The organism is Fusibacter bizertensis (assembly GCF_029914245.1).
GTDB lineage: Bacteria > Bacillota > Clostridia > Peptostreptococcales > Acidaminobacteraceae > Fusibacter_C > Fusibacter_C bizertensis.
In genome coordinates this window covers 135856-159710 of sequence record NZ_JARYZI010000002.1, presented here as the reverse complement: position 1 = coordinate 159710, position 23855 = coordinate 135856, and the positions used below count along the sequence as shown (strand labels likewise).

Genomic DNA, 23855 nt, shown 5'->3' with positions numbered 1-23855 from the left:
GATATCCTTGTCATTAAAAAAAAGATTGGAAGACACAACTGTAGAAAAAAAGATGACGCGGAATATCGAAAAAGAAAAAGATCCGTATATTGAATTGAAAATGAAAATTCAAGCTCAAGTAATTCAAGAGCTAGATATTGATTTTACAGAGATAACAGAGCAAAATGAAGAGTTAAAGCAGGAGTTGAAAATTATTATCTCTAAAAATATTGAGAAGGAATCTTTGAATATAACTCCGCCTCAAAAGAAACGTATTTTGGAAGAACTTCTTGATGAGATTATTGGTTTTGGTCCCATTACAACGCTTCTACAAGATAGTAGTATCACAGAAATTATGGTTAATGGACCGGATCAAGTCTATATTGAGGTTAAAGGCAAATTAGTCATGACAAATATTCATTTTAAGGATGATAACCACGTGATGCATGTTATCAAAAAGATAGTTTCCACTATAGGACGAAGAATAGATGAAAGCTCTCCTATGGTAGATGCGAGACTACCTAACGGATCCCGCGTTAATGCAATTATACCACCACTTGCTATTGATGGCCCGTCTATAACTATCAGAAAGTTTGCTGAAGATCCTTTCCGAATAGAAGATTTAGTACGTTTTGGAACATTGAACTCCAAAATGGCAGAATTTTTAAAAGCTTGTGTCGAAGGCAGAATGAATGTCGTTGTGTCTGGTGGGACAGGAAGTGGAAAAACAACTACATTAAATGTATTGTCTTCTTTTATTCCGGAAGATGAGAGGATTGTTACCATAGAAGATGCCGCAGAACTACAGTTGCCACAGCCGCATGTTGTTAGACTTGAAACTAAACCCGCAAATGTCGAAGGTCGAGGAGAGGTAACGATACGTGACTTAGTTAAGAACAGTTTGCGTATGAGACCGGATCGTATAGTTGTTGGAGAGGTCCGTTCAGGAGAGGCTTTAGACATGCTTCAAGCAATGAACACTGGTCATGATGGTTCTTTGACGACAGGTCATGCAAATTCGCCTAGAGATATGCTTTCGAGGCTAGAAACAATGGTGCTTATGTCGGGGATGAACTTGCCTGTAAAAGCCATAAGAGATCAGATTTCTTCTGCAGTTAATTTGATTGTTCAACAATCAAGATTAATTAATGGCGCAAGAAAAATTACTTATATTACTGAAGTGCTTGGAATGGAAGGTGATGTAATTATCCTTCAAGATATTTTTAGATTTGAACAAAAAGGTGTTGATGCAAAAGGTCAAGTTGTTGGTGAGTTTCAGTTTACCGGGATAATGCCCACTTGTCTAAAAGCGCTTAAAGAACAAGGTGTTCATGTATCGCCACAAGTTTTTAGTAATTTATGATGTTGCTCACATTGTAAAGTCAATAGACTCTACAGCGTTAATTTATTTGGAGTAGGTGGTTAAATGATTTATATTGCGATAGGTGCTTTATTCCTAAGTTTATTGATTTTTCTCTTTGGTATCTTAAAAATGGCTAGAGGACAAGAAAAAGTAATAAGTAAATTAGATGCTTATGATGAAGAACTCATCTTAATTAATGAAATCAAAAATAAACCAAGTGAAAAAAAAGGACCAATTCAAAGAATTGCTAAATTATTAGAACGTATGCCAACAAATGAAAACCGCAGAAAAACCAAAGCACTTATGATTAAGCAAGCTGACATGCCAGTTACTTTTGAAGAACTTTTTGTAATTAAAGTAATGGCTACATCGAGTTTGGGGTTGCTAACGCTGGCTATATCAAGGAATCCAGTCTATGTAGCCATGAGTGTGTTGCTTGTATGGATGATGCCAAGTTTGATGATATCAAGTCGAAAGAAGAAAAAAATAAAGATGTTTGATGAACAACTCAATGAAGGTATGGGGATGATTTCAAACGCTTTGAAAGCTGGATATTCCTTTTTACAAGCTCTTGCAGTTGCTGCTGAAGAAACTCAAAATCCATTCTCTCAAGAATTTAAAGGGTTATTAAAAGAGTTGAGTTTAGGCATACCGATGGAGGATGCCCTTAATAATTTAGTTGAACGTGTTCCTTCTGAAGATTTAAAGCTGGTTATAAATGCAATTTTAATACAAAAAGATGTAGGTGGTAATTTATCTGAAATTCTAGATAATATCTCAGAAACCATAAGAGAACGCCAAAGAATAAAAAATGAAGTTAATTCATTAACGGCTCAAGGCAAATTATCAGGAATAATTATTATGGCAATGCCCTTTTTTCTGGGATTTATAATATATCTGTTTGACAATGCTTATATACTAATGTTATTTGAGACAATTATTGGTCGGGCGCTTTTGATTTTTGCTTTGATCAGTCAAGTTATAGGTTGGTTTTTCATTAGAAAAATTATTAATATCGAATATTAAGGAGGGAGTGACATGTTATATATTGCGATTATTTCGTTTTTCATGGTTGTTCTGCTCTTGGTATTCTCTATTTTAAAAATTATATTTGATAGCAAGATGAAAGTTGATAAACGACTCGAGTATATTGAAAATATTGAAAATCAATACATTGAGGAGGAACTAACCTTTGGAGAACGTGTAATTATTCCACTGTTCAATGCTTTAGGAAAACGATTTTTATCATTTTCTCCTGAATATTCAACTCAGAAAAAGCGCGCGGTTCTAGAACGTGCAGGATTTTTGAAAAATATTACTTATGAAAGATTTGTAGCAAAAAGGATGATGACAGCAATTGTAGTTACACTTATGATTGGCTTACTTTCGATATTGTTACATTTTAACTTGGGAATCATCTTTTTTTTGATGCTTTGGATGTTTGCTTTTGTACAAATTATATATAGATTTGCTACTAAATCTGCAATTACAAAACGAAGCAATAGAATGATAAAAGATTTGCCCTATACGCTAGACTTAATTACGGTTAGTGTAGAAGCTGGACTATCACTAGATGGTGCAATTGCAAGAATAATACTAAATATCCCCGGTGTTCTTTCTGATGAATTTGCTAAAACACTGAAAGAAATGCGAATGGGGATAGACAAAAAACAGGCATTGAGAAATATGTCAGATCGTTGCGATGTTAGAGATGTTTCGATTTTGGTCAATGCTCTAATCCAAGCTGATGAACTTGGCGTAAGTTTAGGAAGAGTGCTTCGAATTGAAGGGGCACAATTGCGAGAAAAAAGACGACAAGCAGCAAAAGAAAAAGCCATGAAAGCTCCTGTTAAAATGCTATTTCCGATGATAATCTTTATATTTCCTGGCATATTTGTAATTATACTTGGCCCTGCTGTTATTAGGATGATAGAAATGTTTAGGTGATAAATATGAAAATAGTGAAAGTGTCGTATGTTAAGTACGCGGACACATTTAGTTCAAGACTAATTGGATATATGTTTCAAACTCGTCCATATAGATCAGAAGTGAAAATCTTCGAAAACTGTAAGAGCATTCATACTTTTAACATGAGATTTAGTTTGGATATATTATTTTTAGATTCTCAAAATAGAGTGATTAAACGGTTTTTATCTGTACCAAGTGGTCGTATTTTAAAATCGGTAAAAGGTGCGCAAAAGGTTGTTGAAGCGCCATCAGGTTTATTCAATTCAATCGAAGAAGATGAAGTAGTTCTCTTTGAAGGTGTTTAATAAAAGCTAATTGCGTATGAATAATGAAAGATAGGAGGTGTCGAATGAATGCAATAATTAATAAAATAAAGACAGAAAATGAAGGTCAAATGCTTATATTATTTGTTTTAGCGATTTCAGTTTTATTAGGATTTGCGGCAATTACAATTGATGTCGGCACTGCCTATGCCACCAAAGCTAACTTGCAAAATACAGTAGACGCAGCTGCAATGGCTGGTGCTCAAGATCTAGCAGAGCCTAATACAGCTATGATGTCGGCTGCATTATTTGCTGAAAAAAATGGAATTGCTATCTCAGAACCTATACCTGCAATCTCAAGTAGTCCATACTCTTATACGGATTCCATCTCAGGTGATAAAATTACTATTACTACACCATATTTGGGAGATTCAACGATGATAGAGGTAATATGTGAGAGAACTGTAAAATACTCGTTTGCAAAAATATTGGGTATTAGTGACGGCAAAGTTACGGCGAGAGCTGTTGCACAATATGGTATTGCAGCAAGTGTTCCGTGGATAGTACCTTTTGTTATTCCTCAACCCATAGAATTTAACTACGACAACGTCTATGTGATGCGTATGTACGGTGGAGGTCCATATCCATATGGGTATCAGTATCCTTATGATTATAGAACAGACGCTGTTTACAAAAACTATCCTATATCAGGTGTTCCTACAAATATTTATACAACAATCAAGCAAGTCAGTTTGAAAAAGGATGCTTCTATGTATAGTAACACAGTAACAACAATTCCAACAAATAAATCGGTAACATATAATTTTGCCAAAAGAATCGGACAATATGAGAATTATATTACTTGGTATAATATAACCTATAATGGTTATACTGGATATATAAAAGAGGAAGATGTAAAGAAGAAGACGCTAGATACATCAGGCGATATATATCCATATCATTTTGATTATATGAATGTCCATATTAAAAATGAATCGAATTTTAATGATTACATTAAATGGCTTGAATATGGTTATCATGATACATTTTCAGTCAATGAAGTTATGTATTATTACGCGCCATCAAGTGGAGGCAGGACCTCTGTAGATGCATTTAATAAAAGAATTGCAAAAGATTCAAATACTGATTATACAAAAGCAAAAATTGGAGATGCTAGGGTAATATTAATACCTGTTGTAAATGAGATGTTAAGCCGCACAACTCGAGACGGAACCCCTATGGAGATTATTGGATTTACAGCTTTCTTTATTGAGGAAGTCCACAAAAACTCTTACGGTACAAGTTTCTGGTTTGAGGGGAGGTTTTTAAAAGACTTGCAAATAGAATCAAGTAATATCTCTGCAGATCCTAATTCAGATTTTGGATTAAGAATTATGAAGATTGTTGAATGATTGAATGAAAATCATATACTTCGATGTGCTTTCAAACTGTTAATAATTATGATAGAATAGATAAGTATGGATGCTATATAGAACTTAAAAAATCTGCAAATAAAAAAAGCAGGTATCAAGCAGATACGTGCTTTCTTTATTAAGTCACAAATAGCTTGTGACAGAATCAGAGGACTCGACATCCGAAGATTCTTATTAAGTGGGGGATTTATATAAATGAGTCAGTTAGCATGTTGTGACTGGCAAAGCAGTCAAGTTTTTAAATTCTGTTTATCATTTTTACTTGTTTTAATGTTTTGTACTTGTGGTGCTTCTTATTTTCCAATCATTTCGTTTTCATGTGTTTAGTATATCCTGAGAATGTTAAGTAGACATCAACATAATGTGATCATTTGAAAAGAAACTGTGAAGAAAGAGTGAAGATATTGCCTAAGTATATTTAACGTTATTTAAGGTTATTTTAAGGTTGAAGAGTTATAGTATTGACACAGATGTGCAAAAGAATCTTTATTTGAAGGGAAAAGACTAATATGAAAAAAACGTTAGCAATTTTATTATCATTGATGATGGTGTTAAGCCTTGCAGCATGTTCTAGTAATGGCGACAAAGCAGATCAAACTGATAACGGTACAAAGTACGTATATACAGACAACTACGGATTTACTAAAGGTGAGATGGCTTATTTATATAATTATGTTTATAGCCAAAGTGCATCGTATCTATCTTATCTAGGTGTTGATACGACAAAGTCATTAAAAGATCAACAATATTCAGAGGATACAACTTGGTTCGATTACATGATGGAACAAGCAGTGAATTATGCAAAAGACTTTTTACTCTTCAGTGAAGATGCAAAAGTTCGTGGTATCGTTTTAAATGACGAAGATACAACTAAAATTAATGAAGAATTAACAGCAGTTGATGCTGCTGCAAAGGAAGCTGGATTTGATAGTGTAGAAGCTTACTTCAAGGACAGTTTTGGGGCATCACTTACAAGAGCAGATTATGAAAGTTTCTTGCAAAAGAGTACTTTAGCATATAAAGTATATGCTGACATAACAGATAGCTATACGTTTACAGATGATCAAATTCAAGAGCATTATGATGGAAACATGAACAATTTTAGACGTGTTGATTTCCTAACATATAGCTTCAGTAAAGATGAAGCTAACAATATCACTGATGCTGATGTTGCAAAGAGTGCTGAGGAGTTGGCATTAGTTACAACAGCTGACGAATTTAAAGCTTATGTAAAAAATCACATTGAATCAATAACAAGTGAAGAAGCTAAGGCATCTTTAGATATAGATGCAGAAATGGCAAAACTTCAATCTCTTAATGTTAATTATACACAAGGTGATGATGTAAGTGAGTGGGCTTTTGCAGATGATGCAAAAGTTAACCAAACCTTTATAAGTAAAGATGCCGATTCTGGCGTTCAAACAGTTTATCTTTTGACTAAAACAGCTACTAGAAACAATGACGTTACAGTTGATGTTAGACATATTTTGTTAACTGCAACAACTTATGGTACTGATGAAGATGCTAAGGCCTTTGCAGATGATTTAGTATCACAGTGGCAAGCTGGCGATGCAACAGAAGATTCGTTTGCTGCACTAGCGACTGAGTACACTGAAGATACTGGTTCTAAAGCGAATGGCGGCTTATATGAAAGTGTAGCTCCTGGTGAAATGGTTGCTCAGTTTAACGATTGGATTTTTGATGCGAGTAGAAAATCTGGCGATGTAGATGTTGTTAAAACAGATTATGGATACCATGTGATGTACTTCGTTAAAGCGGGTTCTCCAGTTTGGAAAAATGAAGTAGTTGCAAGTATGAAACAGATTGCATATAGTGCTGATTATGCTAAACTATCAGAGACTTATCCAATTACAATTGAAAGTGATTTATTAGATAAGATTGTAGACTAATTAAAGGCTTAATAGTCAATTACAATAAAAAATATAAAAAAAAGGTGTTGTCTTCGCTTAGACAACACCTTTTCTGTATGATGCTTTACTTACTAGATTGTCCATTGATTATGAACGATACCAACCAGTTTCCAGTCACCGCCTACGTTATCAAATACCAGGATGAGACTTGACCAATCGATACCACCATATTGTGGATCAAAACCAGTAAAGTGGAACTCTACAAAGGTCGATCCGCTATATTCTGTAGAAATATTGTTTATGGAGTTGCCAGTGCCTATAACCGTATTAATCCCTATCAAATGTGGTGAAACATAATCTTCGTCGTATACAAATTCATCTAAATAATCATTAAAGTTTAGATTGATTGGATCACCAGAACCGTCATAAGCGCCCCAAGTATATAATGTGGGATCACCAAGTAGAGCTGAAAGAGCCCCAGCCGAAAAATTAAGATCGTTCACAGTATCTACATAACCATATGGCGTAAATCTAACACCTAAACTTGGGTGAACATAGCTTGTTAATATAGCCATGTCCTTGTCTTTAAGTGCTTGTGCTACATCAAGTGCAGACATTAACACATTGGAGCTCAAAGCTGAAGGAGCTGGTTCTGATTCGATTTGAGTGGTTAGAGTAGCAATTTGATCTTCTAGTTCTAGAATTTGATTGTCTGCTATTTCTAATTGGCTTTGTAAAGAAGAGTTTTCTTCTTCAAGCGAAGTCATTTGAGAAGAATCAGTAGTGATCGCTTCAGTTGTCTCATTTGTAGCAGGGCTACAACTGGCTAGTATTAGCAATAGAGATATCAGTGTAAAAGTTAATAGTGTCTTTTTAAGAAAGAATTTATTAGTTTTCATATTATCACCTCATTATAATTATACCACTGTAACATGATGCTAATATTATAATTAAATGACATTGAGTACTTGTCTGCCTAAAAAAAATATGTCATAATAGTGAAGCAAGAACATATGCGAGATTAACTCAGAGGTAGAGTGCTTCCTTGACGTGGAAGAAGCCAGAGGTTCGAATCCTCTATCTCGCACCAGCCGCTAAGAACATTTTGTTCTTAGCTTTTTTTAATTTTCAGTGTATGATAGAGAGTGAGTGGGTAATAAATGAGTGAGATTAAGAAAGAGGTGGTGTGTAATGAGGAAAGAGGATTTATATAAGCATATTCAATTTGGAGAACTTGGTTTAATCGTTATGGACAATTGTGACACCATTGGTAAATGTGTAAACGATCATTTATTGGAGATGAGAAGAACTAACTTTGAAGATGAACATACACTTCCAGAATCTTATATTATTCAGAAAAAGGAAGTAAGATTTTCTAACGGAGAAGGAAAGATATTTTTGGAAGAGTCAGTAAGAGGAAAAGATATCTATATTATTACCGATATTGGTAATTATGATGTCACCTATACAATGTATGGTTTTGAAAATAGAAAAAGCCCAGATGACCATATCCAAGATATTAAACGTGTATTATCTGCAATGGCTGGAAAAGCTAGAAGAATTACGCTGATGATGCCACTTTTATATGCATCGAGACAGCATAGTAGAAAAGGTAGAGAATCATTAGACTGTGCCATGGCTTTGCAAGAACTTGAAAAACTAGGTGTAAATGATATTTTAACATTCGATGCGCATGATCCAACGATTCAAAATGCGGTGCCACTGATTTCTTTTGAAAATTTATATCCAACTTTAGATATTGTTAAGCGGTTTATAACAGATGAAAAAGAACTATTTAAAGATCCATCTAAGATGCTGCTTATTAGTCCAGATACAGGTGCTATGGATAGAGCTGTTTATTATTCTGGAGTACTTGGGTTTGATATCGGTTTGTTTTATAAAAGAAGAGATCATAGTAGGGTTGTAAAAGGTAAGAATCCAATTGTTCAACATGAATACATTGGAAAAGATGTAAAAGATTGCAATATTTTAATCGTAGATGATATGATTGCTTCTGGTGAATCAGTGTTTGATATAGCACTAGAACTTAAAAAGAGACAAGCGGGGAAAATTTTCGTAGCCACAACATACGCACTATTTACAGAAGGCATTGAGAAATTTAATAGTTTTTATGAACAAGGTTTAATTGATCGATTGTATACGACTAATTTATCTTATGTTCCAGAAGCTGCAAGACAAGCGCCTTGGTTTGCTGAGGTAGACATGTCTGAGTTTATGGGTAGAATTATTAATCGCTTGAATTTCGATCAGTCAATTAGTGATTTGATAGATACGAAGAAGAGTATTAATGATTTGTTGAAGTTTGCAAAATCATTTAAATAAATAAAAACATATTGTATTACTCTCAAAGGAGTAAATACAATATGTTTTTTTAGTTAAACTTAATGAGACAAACAGTTGCATCATCTTTTGTTGTGTCGTAGTCGCCAAAAAGAGAGGCTACGTCAGAAGATTTTTCAACGTGATTTAATTCCTTAAGTAAGATCGTCATTGTATCATCTAAGTTTAGATCGTGGTTTTCATAAAGTCCATCGGTGTAAGTGAGTATCTTTTTTAGATTATTCAAATCAACGGTCATTGCACTTACATGTTCATCCTCTAGTATACCTAAAATCATGTTGTTTGAGGTGAGTGTTACGATGCTTCCATCAGCGTATGAAAAAAGTGCATCTGGATGACCGGCATTGATATAAGTGAGTTTGTTATCTGAAAAATCGATATCCATGAAAATACCAGTAACAAATTTGCTGCTATCTGGGTCTTCGTTATTAAGGTTGCAAAGAGACGTGTTGATATCGCAAACCGTTTTTTCTATAGGAAGATATAACATCAAGTCATCAAACATCTGAGTCACAATAAGCGCTACAAGTGCAGAGGATACCCCGTGGCCCATAACGTCTAATATCGAAAACAAATAGCGTTGATCATTAACTTTTTTGAAATAGATAAAATCACCACCTATTTCATTGAAATCTATGAGTTCAAAATCAAAATTTAACCTTTCATCATTTACTTTGTTTGGTAAAAAGGAGTTAAGAACCCTTTTTGCAACTTTAATCTCCTTAGAAAGCTCGGCAAGCAACATTTTCTCGCGTGTAATATTTTTCCCAATTTTTAGATATTTTTCAATTGTGCCATGAGAATTTAAGATAGGAGTAATGGTAGCCTCTTCATAAAAAATCTGTGAATTCTTACTTTTGTTAATAAAAATACCTTCCCAAACTTTCCCTTGAGTAATGGTATCCCATAATAATTTATAGAAATCATCTGAGTGTTGCCCTGTTTTTATGAGCCTAGGTGAATTTTCTATGAGTGCCTCTTTTGGAAACTCTGATAGTGCTTCAAAGTATGGATTGGCATATTGTATATTGCCTTTTCGATCGGTTATTACAATTGAATTTTGAGCACTGTTAAACAAGTTATCAAGTAAAGTGTTTTCATTGGTAAGTAGTTCAGATTGCATATATTCTTTTAAAATTGAAGTAAGCTCACTTTCATAAAAACCTTCACGAAGTGTTTTGTGAATGGCATGCTTATAGAGCAATGCGTAAGCTTCTTCGCTGTCAGGAACATTTATGACTATGACGTGATTATATGATTCTTTTAATGTAGCTAACGGATGATGATTTTGCCCGATTTTTTCGAATTCAATGAGCAATAGGTTGTAAACAAAATTTGGTTTTTCGATCTGCACTGAGACATTGGTAATAGGTTCGCATAGGTCTGTATACGATTCTATTATATTTAAAATGGGGGCATAGTACTTTGGAGAAGTAACGATGTCAATATATAGAGAAAAGCGCCTAAACATTTGGCCTCCTATGTTTTTTCTCGATTTTGTTTTTTAGCTTGATTGCGTTTCTTTTGCGTTTTCTTTTTCATGATTGAATAACCAAAAGTACCAAGTGGATCTCCTAAATCATAGTAAGTGCCATGTGCATAGGCAATCAAACCGGCTTTATCCAGACGAAATTTACCAGTTTCATCAAGGTATGAATCTTCAATGGTAATTCCAAGTACTTTTGCAAGAAACATATCGTGACTGCCAAGTTCTACAATCTGAGTGACTTCACATTCAATATTGACAGGTGATTCAGCAATCATGGGTACATCTGTGAGTGTTCCTTTCGTTTTTGTCAAACCGCAATGAGTGAATTTATCAAAGTCACGACCGGATTTTACGCCGCAAAAGTCAGTTGCTTTTACAAGTGACTTAGTCGTAAGGTTAATAACAAATTTTCCAGAGTCTTTGATGAAATCATATGAATAGCGTTCTTTACGAACAGATATATATGTCATGGCAGGAGAGGTACAAACTGTTCCTGTCCATGCAATTGTAATGATATTTGGTGTTTCCATGGTCCCGCATGAAACCATAACTGCTGGAGCTGGATAAACCATTGTACCTGGTTTCCATAAAACTTTGCTCATACTGCACTCCTTTTAGAGGTCCTGTTTGTTAAATTATAGCAAAGAACAAGATTTTTATAAAGTAAACAAAAAGTTAATATTGAAGAAAAGTGAAAAATGTATTAAAATTAAATAGAAATCCGAGCTTAGTTAAGTCAAAGCCGGTATGAGGAGATATTTATGAGTGGAGTCGTTCTAAACTAATAAACTTAAAGAGTAAAGTACAAAAACCTGAAAAGGTTTATTTGTCTTGCCTTTACTCGAGTTTGGTTTGGAACACTGTGATAACACATATGGATTGATTTAGACATCCAACAGTAGACAGTGCGTCTGCTGTTTTTTTGTTTTTTGATCTCTTTTGTTTTGAGATCTTTTGATTCAAATCAAACAAAGTTTTGCTTAGCTTAATCAAAGAAGAATCGAGAGATAAGAAAGGATGTTTAAAATGAATAACAACAATAGCAACAATTTCAATAAAAATTATAATTATGATACGAATCATACTTTAGAACTATTGGATTTTGATGAAATCAAAAAAGATCTAGTCGATTACGCCATTTCTGAAGAAGTTAAGGAAAAAATGGCAAATCTTGAAATAATGACGGACTATTATCTTATATTACGACATCTTGGTGAAACCTCAGAAGCAAGAGCCGTCTTAGATCATGCGGGAACCGTACCGCTTCATAGTTTAAATGGAATCAAACAGATCATAGAGAAATTAGGTAGGCATGAAGTGTTAAGAATAGCTGAAATTAGCAACTTGGCACTATTTATCAAAGATACAAGTAAGATGAGGTACTTTATGCTCGAAAGGATGGAAATTGCATCAAATGTGACTAACTATGCCGTTAGTATAGATTTACTCACAGCTGTTCATGATGAGTTGACAAGATGTGTTCATACCGATCGAATTGATGATAATGCGAGTTCGCTATTAAATAAGCTTCGTAAGCGAATTGATATTACAGAACAGAAAGTTAAATCAAAACTACAAGATTATCTTGTTAATACAAAATATCAATCGATGTTAACGGATCCAATCATTAGCCAAAGAGATGGAAGATATGTTGTGCCCGTAAAAAGCGAACACAAACGCAATATTGATGGGATGGTGCTTGACCGCTCGCGTAGTGGAGGAACAGTATTTGTGGAGCCGGCGGCAGTTAAGAAACTCTCTGATGAACTAGCACAACTTAAAATCGATGAAGAAAATGAGATTTATCGCATCTTATCAGAACTTACTAATTTACTAGCCGCGCATAAAGAACAGCTCTATCGGAATTACGAAGTGATGATCACATATGATTTTTTATTTGCAAAAGCAAGGTTATCCCGCAAGCACCAAGCGACCTTTGCAAACATAAGTGAAGATGGAAAACTTAAAATCGTTGATGGCAGACACCCGCTTCTTGGCGCTTTGGCAGTACCACTGAATCTAGAATTGAGTCATAACAATAGAAACCTAGTAATCACAGGCCCCAATACAGGGGGGAAAACTGTCGCGATGAAAACAGTAGGGCTTTTTTGTCTTATGAACCAAGCAGGCCTTCATGTTCCGTGTGGCAAAGAGACATGGCTTCCAATTTTCGATAAAATACTATGCGACATAGGAGATGGTCAAAATGTTCAACAGAACTTAAGTACATTTTCATCTCACATTACCAATATCATCAGGATCATGGAGCAAGCAAACGATAGATCATTGGTTATTTTAGACGAGATTGGCGCAGGAACTGATCCTAGCGAAGGGATGGGAATAGGGATTGCTGTACTAGAAAAACTCAATAAAAAAGGGGCATATATTTTAACGTCAACACATTATAATGAAATTAAAGCTTTTGCGGATCGTCATCCGGATTTTAAAAATGGAAGTATGGCGTTTGATTTAAAAACGCTAAGTCCGCTTTATAAATTAAATGTTGGCAAATCTGGTGAAAGTAATGCTCTGCATATTGCACTTAGAATTGGAATGCCAAAAGAACTCATCTCACGTGCCCACGAGATTGCCTATAAAGAACAAAATAATTATAGCGACTTTAATATGTCTTATGAAAAAGCACTAATTGCCTCGGAAATCGATGTAAATGAGTTTCTAAAAATAAATGATGAGAACGTTAAAGCTAATTTACTTGAATCTACTGATGACACAGTGTCAAAATCACTAAATTATAAAAAAGAATCCCAGTTTGCACCGAAGAAAATATCACCGTATAAAGAGGGTGATGCTGTTTTAGTTACAACGATGAAAAAAACGGGTATCGTATTTGAACGAGAAAATTCCAAAGGAGAAGTTGGTGTTATTGTACTTGGAAAACGTATTAAAGTGAATTATAAAAGACTTAAGCCCTATTTAGACAGTTCTGAACTTTACCCAGATGAATATGATCTTGATATTGTCTTTGAATCAAAAGAAAATCGAAAAAAAGACAAACTCATTACTAAAGGGAAAGGAAAAGGCTTAGTTATTGAAAAAAAGGGTAACTAATTAAATAGAGGTAAGATAAAGTTGGGATACTTTGTTGGTATTATGAGAACTCGAAAAAGAGTAGAAGGAGGCGTGTATGAAAATCGCAATCCAAACAGGCTTAGGAGAATTAGCAGAAATACTAAAATCAAAAGGCTATGACGTAGTGCCATTTAGGGATGGTGGGAGTGATATCCGAATAACAATTATCAACGACATTGATGAAGAATATGAAGAAATTGATCCGGTGACTTTTATGGGTCAGGGAGATAATGAAATGGTTCTTCTCGACGCTTCAAAATTAAAGCAAATAGAAGTTATCGCATTTGTAGAAAAATATATGCATTAGTTTAGCTTGATTAAGTATTCTAGTGTTGAAAAGTTTGCCAAGCTATATTATAATACTGACATTAGGATATTTAAGCAATGACAAGAAATAGTAAGTTAAATGATACTTGTAGAGAGCCACTGTATGGTGAAAAGTGGTAGTAAAGTTAGCTGAACTCGTCTTTGAGCTGTCTTGGTGATATTAGCTAGGACCGGTTAGCTCCGTTAGAAGCTTTGAGTGGATCGCCACGGCGATCAAATAGAGTGGTAACGCGAGCCCTTCGTCTCTAAACGAAGGGCTCTTATTTTTTTTGAAAGGGGTTTGAAAATGCGCGAATACAAGCATCAGGAAATCGAGAAAAAGTGGCAAGACATCTGGGATGAAAAGCAAAGCTTTAAAGCTTACAATGACTATACTAAACCTAAATACTATCCATTGGTAGAATTCCCTTATCCATCTGGTCAAGGCTTACACGTAGGTCATCCTAGACCTTATACAGCACTTGATATCGTTGCGAGAAAGAGACGTATGGAGGGGTATAATGTCCTTTATACCATGGGCTGGGATGCATTTGGTTTACCGACTGAAAACTATGCCATTAAAAACAAGATTCATCCAGCAATCGTTACAGAAGAAAATGTGCGTCGTTTTAAAGAACAACTTAAAAGTCTTGGACTTTCTTTTGACTGGTCAAGAGAAATTAATACAACAGATCCAAACTATTACAAGTGGACACAGTGGATTTTTATTAAACTTTTTGAAAATGGATTAGCTTATAAAAAAGAAATGGATATCAACTGGTGTACTTCATGTAAGGTAGGTCTTGCAAATGAAGAAGTTGTAGGAGGCGTTTGTGAAAGATGCGGTAGTCCAGTTGTGAAAAGAGCAAAATCACAATGGATGCTTAAGATCACAGAGTACGCGGATCGATTGATTGATGATCTTGATGACTTAGATTATATTGAGCGGGTAAAAGCGCAGCAAAAGAACTGGATAGGTAAATCAACAGGTATGGAAGTTGACTTTACCACTACGGCTGGTGATGCTCTTAAAGTTTATACCACAAGACCAGATACGATCTATGGTGCGACATACATGGTTGTGAGTCCTGATCATCCGATGATTGATGAGAGAATGTCGCTTATTGAAAACTATGATGCACTCATGGCATATAGAGATGAAGCCAAGCTTAAATCAGACTTCGAGAGAACAGAACTCAATAAAGATAAAACTGGTGTTGAGATCAAAGGCATAAAAGCAATTAACCCTGCATCTGAAAAAGAAATTCCAATTTTTATATCGGATTATGTTCTTATGACATACGGTACTGGTGCCATTATGGCAGTGCCTGGTCATGATACAAGAGACTGGGAATTTGCTAAAGCGTATAATTTGCCGATCATCGAAGTTGTAGCAGGTGGAAATGTTGAGGAAGAAGCTTACACAGATACAGATGACGGTATCATTGTAAACTCTCCAGTAATTGATGGACTTGCAGTTGCTGAGGCAAAAGAAGTGATTGCTAAATTCTTAGAAGACAAAGGCATAGGTACCAAGAAGGTCAATTTCAAATTAAGAGACTGGGTATTCTCTAGACAAAGATACTGGGGAGAACCAATTCCACTAGTTAGCTGTCCAGAATGTGGCTGGGTTGCAATCCCAAACTCAGAATTACCACTTACATTACCAGAAGTTGAGAGCTATGAACCAACTGATAATGGTGAATCACCTCTTGCAGCAATGACCGACTGGATTGAAACCACTTGTCCAAAATGTGGCGGACATGCTCACAGGGAAACAGATACGATGCCTCAATGGGCAGGATCAAGCTGGTACTTCTTAAGATATTGTGATCCAGATAATGATCAAGAATTCGCAAGTATGGAGTCTCTTAATTACTGGATGCCAGTGGATTGGTATAACGGTGGTATGGAGCATACAACACTCCATCTTCTATATTCGAGATTCTGGCATAAGTTCCTTTTTGATATTGGTAAAGTTAACACTAAAGAGCCTTACCTCAAAAGAACGTCACATGGTATGATCATGGGTGAAAATAACGAGAAGATGTCTAAATCTAGAGGTAATGTTGTCAACCCTGATGAGATTATCAAAGAATCAGGTGCAGATACGTTAAGACTTTATGAAATGTTTATTGGCGACTTTGAAAAAAGTGTACCATGGTCAGATAACAGCGTAAAAGGGTGTCGTAGATTTTTAGATAGAGTATGGAATATGAGTCAAGATGTAATTGAAGGCGAATCGTTTTCAAATGAGCTAGAAATTACCATGAACAAAACCATCAAAAAAGTATCTGAAGACTATGAAACTTTAAAATTCAATACAGCAATTGCAGCAATGATGAGTTTGATCAATGACTTCAAACGTGTTGGTCATGTCAATAAAGCAGAATATAAAGCACTATTGCTTCTTCTTAATCCTGTAGCACCACATGTTTCAGAAGAACTTTGGGAGATGATGGGGTTTGAGGGAATGATTACTGAACAGAAATGGCCAGTCTTCAATCCTGATAAAGTGATGGAAGATGTCATAGAGATGGCAGTGCAGATCAACGGAAAAGTAAGAGGCCTTATCTCGATTCCTTTAGATGCTACTGCTGAACTTGCAAGAGAACTTGCGCTTGCTGATGAAAAAATCAAATTGTTTACAGATGGTAAAACTATTGTAAAAGAAATTTTTGTCCCTGGAAAAATTTTCAACATTGTTGTAAAATAAGGGTAGTTTAGACTATTAAAATGATAAGAAACAGTGGAGGAACTATGAAAAAAACAATGACAATAGAGGGTATGAGTTGTAATCATTGCAAGATGAGAGTAGAAAAAGCTTTGAGCGCTGTTGAGGGTGTTAGCACTGTAGAAGTTAATTTAGAAGACAAAATAGCCGTACTTGAAATAACAAGTGATGTTGCTGATTCAATCTTGACTGAAGCTGTTGATGATGCTGGTTACGATGTCGTTGGAATTCAATAGGAAAAATTAAAAAAGGAGCTGATCATCAAATTGATGAGCTCCTTTTAATTTGTGTTTTAAGTGTGATATAGAGGGAATAAATGGATTAAGTGTAATGGGATTATAGATACATATTTTTCACTTCCTCAGGCGAAGTAATCCCTTTATGTGCGTTGAATTTATAGCCTCGGTTACGAACAGTAACAATATAGTGGTGTGAAGGATCAATCTGTGCGAGTTTTTTTCGAAGACGACTGACATGGGTCATCAGTGCATTGTAGTCCCCAAGGCTCTTTTGTCCTGTAATCATTTGAAAAAGATATTCCATACTAAAAACTTCACTCGGTTTCTTAGCTAAGGTATAAAGGATATTGAATTCTGATTGCGTTAAGTCCATCCTTTTGCCATTCATAAAAATCTGCTTCGAAAAAGGATCGATTGCCATGTTGTTGTGAACAATGGTATTTTGATCGATTGCGTAAAGTTCTTCAAGATAGGCAAGCTTTTTCTGCTGAGAACGAATTTTTAAGCAAAGCAGTTCGTGGTGTAGTGGAAATAAAACATAATCATCAGCGCCGTGTATTAGTGCCTTCTTTAATGTTTCGTGACAATTATCAGGTTCATAAGCAATTAAGTATGTACAATTGTAAAGCTTGTGATAGTTTTGTTCAGTTTCACATTTTGAAACTGGAAATTTTGAGAGTATATCTTTTGAGTCGGCTATAAGTATATGAGCATTTAAATGGTGTTCATCTAAATAAGTATCAAAAGTTGGATAGCGCTGATAGTCAATATCGTGCACTGCTAAAAAGCTATGCAATGCATCGAAATGATCATTTTCATCATCGACAACTATGACTTTGTGGTTGGACATAGACGGAATCTCCTTATATAGTATTCATTTGACAAGCATTTGGTATAGAATATTTAATATGTGATATAATGCATTGTTGGGGCACCAAAGCGTGTAGCTGGAATTATCTCGTCAAAATATTATATATCATTACAATATAAAAAGTGCATTCATTTAAAAAATGTAAGGAAATGCAAGATTACAATAATTTAAAAAAGTAGAAAAAAAGTATCATACAATGGTTGATAAAATAGTTCTTACAGTCTATACTGAATGAAGCAAAATAACTATTATTAATTCAAAATAGTTAATACTGTTGTTTTTACACAACTATTTTCCATGAATAGAGCATTGGAGGTCCTTATGCACAACGATTTAAATGCTTACAAGGAATTTATCGATTTATATACAGATGCAGTTGTAATTATACAAGACAATCGAATTGTATTATACAACAAAAGTGCTGAAAAGTTGATTCCTTCAATACAGTTAAAATCACTAGAATCGATACTCAAAACATTTCAGCCACTTGCTAGTCAAAGAATGTCTGAGATGAAAAAGAAGAAAAGGTCACTAGGTAGTTTGGTTTACCCAATACATATAAGCGATGATAAAATGGTTTGGCTTGAATTAACCTCAAATTACATTGAAATTAACGGAAGACCTGCAACTCTAACGGTAGCGAAACCGGCTAAGAGTGATGAAGTTTCAATGTCAGAGGCATCGATGCTGCAAAGACATTTAGCATTAAGTCAAAATTGGGTACAAAATGGTTGCTACATCAAACCACTACACTATGTGACGACATCTCGGCCGAAGTCGTTTTATTTCACATTGTCTATAGAAGAACATCATTTTGGTTGGGTGGGTGAACTTGAAGATGACCTGATTTTGTCTTCTGTATTTATAATAGCCATGGAGCAATATTTTCAAAGAGTGATTAACAGCTATGAATGGCAGAGCGAATCAACCTCACTACTTGAAATGACTGAAAAACTAATAGACCGTGTTGATCAGGCACTTGAAATCAAAAGTTTATCATATCAGATATGGCATCTTGATAGCTGTAAAGGCATACTACATCTTATCAATCACGGTGGTTCAGGTGTGATGTGTACAAGTGATGATGAGATTATCAATTTATTAGATGAAAGCTATGATGAGGATGAATTAATGAAGATCCCTATTGAGACCCTTAAGTGGTTATCTTTAGGTAATATTGAGTTTAACCTTGATTTTGTAGAGCGATATAAGACGGATGTGTTCCGATTGGCAGAGGAATTGTCCAATCAACTCTATATAAGTGGTGTTGAAAAACAGCGAGATCAATGTTCTGTTTTTATGGATTTCACATTTCAAGGGACTTTTTATGAAGAGATATTTCACGGTGTTATGGAAGCACAGAACAGGATTGATGTGATGCTTGAGAAGTTACCAACTGAAGTTGATCCATTTTCATTTCGGTTGGTCTTTATGGAGTTGTTAACCAATGCATATAAGCATGGAAGTGATTTGGATGATAAGGTTCCAATTAAAGTGATTGTATATGTTAATTCAAAAGAACTTTATATAGAAATTTTCGACTTACAATCAAGAAGAGAGCGTATTAAGGTAAAACATGCACTGCCATTAGAGAGCATCTTAGAAGAAAGTGGAAGAGGTTTATTTCTAGTTAATAATTTTGTAGATACTTTATATTTAACTGGGAATAGTGTGATTGCAAAAATAACGAATAGGGTGGTATGAAATGTTGAAAAGTTTAAAATTAAAAATTATGCTGATTATGTTGTTTGTTATCTTAGTTCCGCTTGCAACGCTTGGGATAACATCCTTAATACAATTTACCAATGCGACAGAGACATCTGTATACGATAAGTTAGATGATTTAGTAAGTTTAACAGCTGATGCAATAGGCAGTGAAATTGAAGGTGCACAGTTAATAGGTGCAATTATGAGTCAAGATAACGGTATCATTGATTTTGCCGCAGGAAATACATCCCTTAAAGCGGATGTATACAAACAACTCGTGAGTACAGCTGAAGCACACAGTGATGTTGTAGAGATGATTCTAATTACAAATAACAAGGGTAAAACAATAACAGCAAGCAATGACATGAACTCATCGATTGATGTAAGCGACCGCAAGTATTATCAAGATGCTTTAGCTGGTGGTATCGGCCAGAGCGCTGCCATTATATCCAAAGTAACGAATTTACCAGTTATTGCTATCGCACAACCTTTGAAACAAGGCAATAACGTTGTAGGAACAATTATCACAACCATTAAGTTTGATGTTATTTCTGCACATGCAAAATCGATTAAAGTTTTTGATGGTGGTTATAGCTTCATGTTTGATAATGAAGGTTTGATTTTATCACATATAAATCAGGAGTTTGAGTTCAACAAACATATGGATGAGTTTAATATACCAACGCTAAATGAGATGTTAGCAGATGTACAAACAAATAAGTCTGGGAGCAAAACATATACTTATGAAGGCGTAAAGAAATATGTTAAATATACAACTGTAGGCAACTTTGGATTGGCGATTACTGCAAATTATGATGACTATATGTCGACGACACTAGGAATTAGAAACTTACTGATCGCTATCATGGTAGTTTCCTTAATTATCGCGATGTTGATTAGTTATTTGTTTGTCACGAAAAGTGTTACATCGCCACTTGCTAAACTATCGAATCTGATGACTTTAGCTGGAGACGGTGATTTAACGGTTTCTTCTCAAATCAAAACAGGGGATGAAATCGAGAAGATTGGTATCGCTTTTAATAAGATGATTGAACATCAAAATGGAATTGTCTATAAAGTAAAAACAGGAGCAAATGAAGTTGCTAAGTCCTCTGATGATATCGCAAGTTCAACCAATGAGGTCAGTGACGCATCGCAAAGTGTGGCAAAAGCAATACAGGATGTTGCCGATAATTCTTCATCTCAAAGTAAATCGATTTTAGAAACAACTGAAACTATTTTACAGTTGAGTAGCTTAATTCAACTTGCGAAAATAAATGCAATAGAATCAGATAAAAACACTTTATCTACACTTGAAAGTGTTGGAGTTGGAAGAGAAAGTATAGAGAATACTTTAAAGTCTATTTCCGAGATTAAATCTTTAACTGATGTAACAAGTGAAAATTTAAAAGAATTAGAAGCTTTATCTTCTGAAATAAAGGGTATTATAGGAACAATAAATTCTATTTCAGACCAAACTAACTTATTGGCGCTTAATGCATCGATAGAGGCAGCTAGAGCTGGTGAACACGGACGAGGCTTTGCAGTTGTAGCTGAAGAGGTAAGAAAATTAGCTGAGCAAACGGGTGATGAAGCTAACGGAATTACAAAAGTTGTCGGAGAAATGATCCAAAAAATTGATCTAGCAGTTAAGTCTATGAACGAAGGAAATATCGCTGTTGATACTGGCGTTGAAAAGGCGAAGGCGACTGACCGTGCATTTGTTAGAATTTATGAGTCTGTGGGATCAGTTTCAAATGATGTTAAGAAAATTGTAGAGATAACTGATAATGAAGTTAGCAGTTCAGAAGTTATTCTGAATTTAATTGATACAGTTTCTTCGCTGTCAGAACAAAACTCTGCAAACGCACAAGAAGTTGCAGCAGCAGTTGAAGAGCAAACAGCTCTATTAGAGAGTATTGCTGCTGGTAGTGAAGAGTTAACTGCAATGGCTACAGAATTAAACACTTTAGTAGAAAAATTTAAAGTTGAGGAGTAGATCATGAAAATGGAAATTATTAAGATGCCAGAGCAATTTTCTGTGCAAGAAGCAGCAAAATTTAGAGAAATGGCTTACAATTTATTAGCGGCTGAGCCGACTTCCTTTGAACTCGATTTTTCAGTATGCTATTTTATAGACAGTACTGGATTAGGTGTCCTTGTAGGTCTATACAAAAAGTGTAAGGAAATGGATTGTAAAATTGTGCTGAAACACCTGCAAAAAGATGTAGCTCGCGTTTTTAGCATGACGCGTCTAGATCAAATCTTTACGATATTATAAATTAAGAGTATAATCCTAGTAGAGGTATAACTAAAATAAGGAGGTTACTATGGGTAAGAAAGCAATTGCAATTGCAAACTTGGATGTTGAAAAATTAATTAGGATGCTCAATGAGGCTTTAGCCGAAGAATGGCTTGCATATTATCAGTACTGGGTTGGTGCTAGAGTAATGGAAGGTCCAATGAGAAGTGAAGTTGAACCAGAACTCTTGCTTCATGCAACTCAAGAATTTGGTCACGCTGAATTATTAATTAATAGGATACTACAGTTAGGTGGCACACCACTACTTAATCCGGCTCTTTGGTTAGAGTATGCAAAGTGTCCATATGCAGAACCGACAGATCCTTATATTGAAGAGATACTTAAACAAAATCTTGAGGGTGAAAGATGCGCAATTCAACGTTATGAGGAAATTGCTGAGTTTACAAATGGGAAAGACCATTCAACTTATCAGATGGCAATTACGATTTTAAACGATGAGTTAGAGCATGAACATGACATAGAAGATTTTTTAACTGATATCGAGAGAATGAAAGACGATATTAGGAAGTTTAGATTATAGTATAAAATATTTCAGAAACGCAAAAGCATTTGCTTTTGCGTTTTTGTTGAAACGACAAAGAGGATAATTCATGGCAAAAGTAATCGTAAAAGGAAAAAAGAAAAAGAAAGAATATGGCGGACTCTATTTTTTAGTGATATTGGTTTCGGTATTAATGATTTTTGTAGGAAATAAAATTGCTAGTAAAAATATGTTTGAGTTAAACGCTGAGAATCAAATGAATGTAGAGCGCGCAGTTGTAACAGAAATTGTAGATGTGATTCAAGACGATCTTGATACAAATGAAGGCATAAATTTTTTGTCTAAAGATATCCTTTTCAAAGCTAAATTTTCATCAGGTGATTCGAAAGGAAATACTGTGGACGTACTTCAAAGTCTAAACAATTATCTCAAGGTGTTGCCAAAAGAAATTGAAGTAGGAGATAAAATTTTACTCTATGAAGCGGACAATGAGTACTATGGAACAAATTGGGTATTCGGCGAGTATTACAGAACTAATATATTGATAGTTCTGGGCGTGATATTTGCAGTGCTTCTATTGATATTTGGTGGCACAAAAGGTTTGCAAACTTTGTTCTCGCTTATTTTGACTATTATGGCAATCTTTTTTGTATTTATCCCTGCAGTATTGTCCGGTTTCAACATTTATCTATGGTCAATGTTGATTTGTGTTTTTATTGTTGTTATGACACTTGTTGTAGTAAGTGGTATTAACCAAAAGACAATGGCTGCAATCATTGGTTGTATGAGCGGTATAATTTTGTCCGCAGTTCTTGTACTTGTAATGGATTTATTTTTAAAATTGACTGGTGTTGTTGATGAAGCATCTGTTTATTTGCTATTGATGAATCCGGATCACCCAGTTGATTTAAAAGGGGTTATATTTGGTGCGATTTTAATTGGTGCAATGGGCGCTGTTATGGACGTATCAATGTCAATTTCGTCATCGTTATATGAAATGAAGGAAAAATATGCTGCACACTCTTTTGCGCAACTTTTTTCTTCTGGTATGACCATTGGCAAGGATATCATGGGTACCATGGCAAACACTTTGGTGTTGGCTTATATAGGGAGTTCATTGTCAACGGTTTTACTGTTAATTACTTACAATCCCTCTTTGCTTGATTTGATGAATCGTGAAATGGTGGTTATAGAGATTTTACAAGCCATAATTGGTAGTTTGGGAATTTTGATGACACTTCCACTTACTGCAATGGTTTCAGGTTTCTTATATTCTCGTGGAAACAATAGAAATCACTTAAAAAGAAGAGTTTAATCTCTTCTTTTTTTATGATTGTGAGATTAATCAAAATATGTGGGTAATAATTGTATACTGAC

General features: G+C 34.9%; 20 protein-coding genes, 1 tRNA gene and 1 other annotated feature. Of the genes, 17 read left to right on the top strand and 4 right to left on the bottom strand.

Annotated elements, in window-relative coordinates; translation table 11 throughout:
* The first annotated feature begins 7 nt into the window (after window positions 1-7).
* The 6 genes from QE109_RS04065 to QE109_RS04040 all read left to right on the top strand — a co-directional run bounded on the left by QE109_RS04065 (window position 8) and on the right by QE109_RS04040 (window position 6916).
* Window positions 8-1342, top strand: a complete 1335-nt coding sequence (locus QE109_RS04065) for a CpaF family protein (protein ID WP_281093120.1) — start codon at window positions 8-10, stop codon at window positions 1340-1342.
* Between the two features lie 63 nt (window positions 1343-1405).
* The gene (locus tag QE109_RS04060; RefSeq protein WP_281093119.1) at window positions 1406-2368 is read left to right on the top strand and encodes a type II secretion system F family protein; all 963 of its coding nucleotides are present in this window, start codon (window positions 1406-1408) and stop codon (window positions 2366-2368) included.
* A gap of 12 nt (window positions 2369-2380) precedes the next feature.
* Entirely contained in the window at window positions 2381-3289 is a 909-nt protein-coding gene (locus QE109_RS04055) for a type II secretion system F family protein (RefSeq protein ID WP_281093118.1), read from the top strand.
* Window positions 3290-3294: 5 nt separating this feature from the next.
* Window positions 3295-3615 carry a DUF192 domain-containing protein gene (locus tag QE109_RS04050; protein ID WP_281093117.1) on the top strand — a complete coding sequence of 107 codons (321 nt, stop codon included), beginning with the start codon at window positions 3295-3297 and terminating at the stop codon, window positions 3613-3615.
* 44 nt (window positions 3616-3659) lie between these two features.
* On the top strand, window positions 3660-4985 hold the full coding sequence (locus QE109_RS04045; protein ID WP_281093116.1) for a pilus assembly protein TadG-related protein: 1326 nt from the start codon (window positions 3660-3662) through the stop codon (window positions 4983-4985).
* Between the two features lie 530 nt (window positions 4986-5515).
* Entirely contained in the window at window positions 5516-6916 is a 1401-nt protein-coding gene (locus tag QE109_RS04040; RefSeq protein ID WP_281093115.1) for a peptidylprolyl isomerase, read from the top strand.
* 92 nt (window positions 6917-7008) lie between these two features.
* Here the strand turns inward: QE109_RS04040 and QE109_RS04035 are convergent, their stop codons facing one another.
* Window positions 7009-7776 carry a hypothetical protein gene (locus tag QE109_RS04035; RefSeq protein WP_281093114.1) on the bottom strand — a complete coding sequence of 256 codons (768 nt, stop codon included), beginning with the start codon at window positions 7774-7776 and terminating at the stop codon, window positions 7009-7011.
* A gap of 116 nt (window positions 7777-7892) precedes the next feature.
* On the opposite strand from QE109_RS04035, the gene QE109_RS04030 reads away from it, so the two are divergent.
* Together QE109_RS04030 and QE109_RS04025 are read left to right on the top strand one after the other, a co-directional pair.
* Window positions 7893-7967: transfer RNA gene (locus QE109_RS04030), tRNA-Val, on the top strand.
* 101 nt (window positions 7968-8068) lie between these two features.
* The gene (locus QE109_RS04025; protein ID WP_281093113.1) at window positions 8069-9220 is read left to right on the top strand and encodes a ribose-phosphate pyrophosphokinase; all 1152 of its coding nucleotides are present in this window, start codon (window positions 8069-8071) and stop codon (window positions 9218-9220) included.
* Window positions 9221-9269: 49 nt separating this feature from the next.
* Here the strand turns inward: QE109_RS04025 and QE109_RS04020 are convergent, their stop codons facing one another.
* Together QE109_RS04020 and QE109_RS04015 are read right to left on the bottom strand one after the other, a co-directional pair.
* Window positions 9270-10709 (bottom strand): SpoIIE family protein phosphatase, encoded by a 1440-nt coding sequence (locus tag QE109_RS04020; protein ID WP_281093112.1) that lies wholly within the window; start codon window positions 10707-10709, stop codon window positions 9270-9272.
* 8 nt (window positions 10710-10717) lie between these two features.
* A complete protein-coding gene (locus QE109_RS04015) occupies window positions 10718-11329 on the bottom strand; it encodes a flavin reductase family protein (RefSeq protein ID WP_281093111.1) in 612 nt (203 codons plus the stop codon).
* Between the two features lie 424 nt (window positions 11330-11753).
* Here QE109_RS04015 and QE109_RS04010 point away from each other — a divergent pair, with 424 nt between their 5' ends.
* The 4 genes from QE109_RS04010 (at window position 11754) to QE109_RS03995 (ending at window position 17093) form a co-directional block, all read left to right on the top strand.
* Complete coding sequence (locus QE109_RS04010; RefSeq protein WP_281093110.1) at window positions 11754-13796, top strand: endonuclease MutS2; 2043 nt, start codon at window positions 11754-11756, stop codon at window positions 13794-13796.
* A 76-nt stretch (window positions 13797-13872) separates the two neighbouring features.
* Window positions 13873-14124 carry a YkuS family protein gene (locus QE109_RS04005; RefSeq protein WP_281093109.1) on the top strand — a complete coding sequence of 84 codons (252 nt, stop codon included), beginning with the start codon at window positions 13873-13875 and terminating at the stop codon, window positions 14122-14124.
* Window positions 14125-14192: 68 nt separating this feature from the next.
* Window positions 14193-14394, top strand: a binding site (T-box leader).
* Window positions 14395-14430: 36 nt separating this feature from the next.
* Window positions 14431-16839 carry a leucine--tRNA ligase gene (leuS, locus tag QE109_RS04000; protein ID WP_281093108.1) on the top strand — a complete coding sequence of 803 codons (2409 nt, stop codon included), beginning with the start codon at window positions 14431-14433 and terminating at the stop codon, window positions 16837-16839.
* Between the two features lie 44 nt (window positions 16840-16883).
* The gene (locus tag QE109_RS03995) at window positions 16884-17093 is read left to right on the top strand and encodes a heavy-metal-associated domain-containing protein (RefSeq protein ID WP_281093107.1); all 210 of its coding nucleotides are present in this window, start codon (window positions 16884-16886) and stop codon (window positions 17091-17093) included.
* A gap of 100 nt (window positions 17094-17193) precedes the next feature.
* On the opposite strand, the gene QE109_RS03990 is transcribed toward QE109_RS03995, so the two are convergent.
* Window positions 17194-17946 carry a winged helix-turn-helix domain-containing protein gene (locus QE109_RS03990; protein WP_281093106.1) on the bottom strand — a complete coding sequence of 251 codons (753 nt, stop codon included), beginning with the start codon at window positions 17944-17946 and terminating at the stop codon, window positions 17194-17196.
* 342 nt (window positions 17947-18288) lie between these two features.
* Between QE109_RS03990 and QE109_RS03985 the strand changes: the two genes are divergently transcribed.
* From QE109_RS03985 to QE109_RS03965, 5 genes are all read left to right on the top strand, one after another.
* A complete protein-coding gene (locus QE109_RS03985) occupies window positions 18289-19671 on the top strand; it encodes an ATP-binding protein (protein WP_281093105.1) in 1383 nt (460 codons plus the stop codon).
* A gap of 1 nt (window position 19672) precedes the next feature.
* Window positions 19673-21673 carry a methyl-accepting chemotaxis protein gene (locus tag QE109_RS03980; RefSeq protein ID WP_281093104.1) on the top strand — a complete coding sequence of 667 codons (2001 nt, stop codon included), beginning with the start codon at window positions 19673-19675 and terminating at the stop codon, window positions 21671-21673.
* A gap of 3 nt (window positions 21674-21676) precedes the next feature.
* A complete protein-coding gene (locus QE109_RS03975; protein WP_281093103.1) occupies window positions 21677-21955 on the top strand; it encodes an STAS domain-containing protein in 279 nt (92 codons plus the stop codon).
* Between the two features lie 49 nt (window positions 21956-22004).
* Window positions 22005-22517, top strand: coding sequence for a ferritin-like domain-containing protein (locus QE109_RS03970; protein ID WP_281093102.1), 513 nt, complete (start codon window positions 22005-22007; stop codon window positions 22515-22517).
* A 70-nt stretch (window positions 22518-22587) separates the two neighbouring features.
* Window positions 22588-23793, top strand: coding sequence for a YibE/F family protein (locus QE109_RS03965; RefSeq protein WP_281093101.1), 1206 nt, complete (start codon window positions 22588-22590; stop codon window positions 23791-23793).
* Window positions 23794-23855 lie beyond the last annotated feature (62 nt).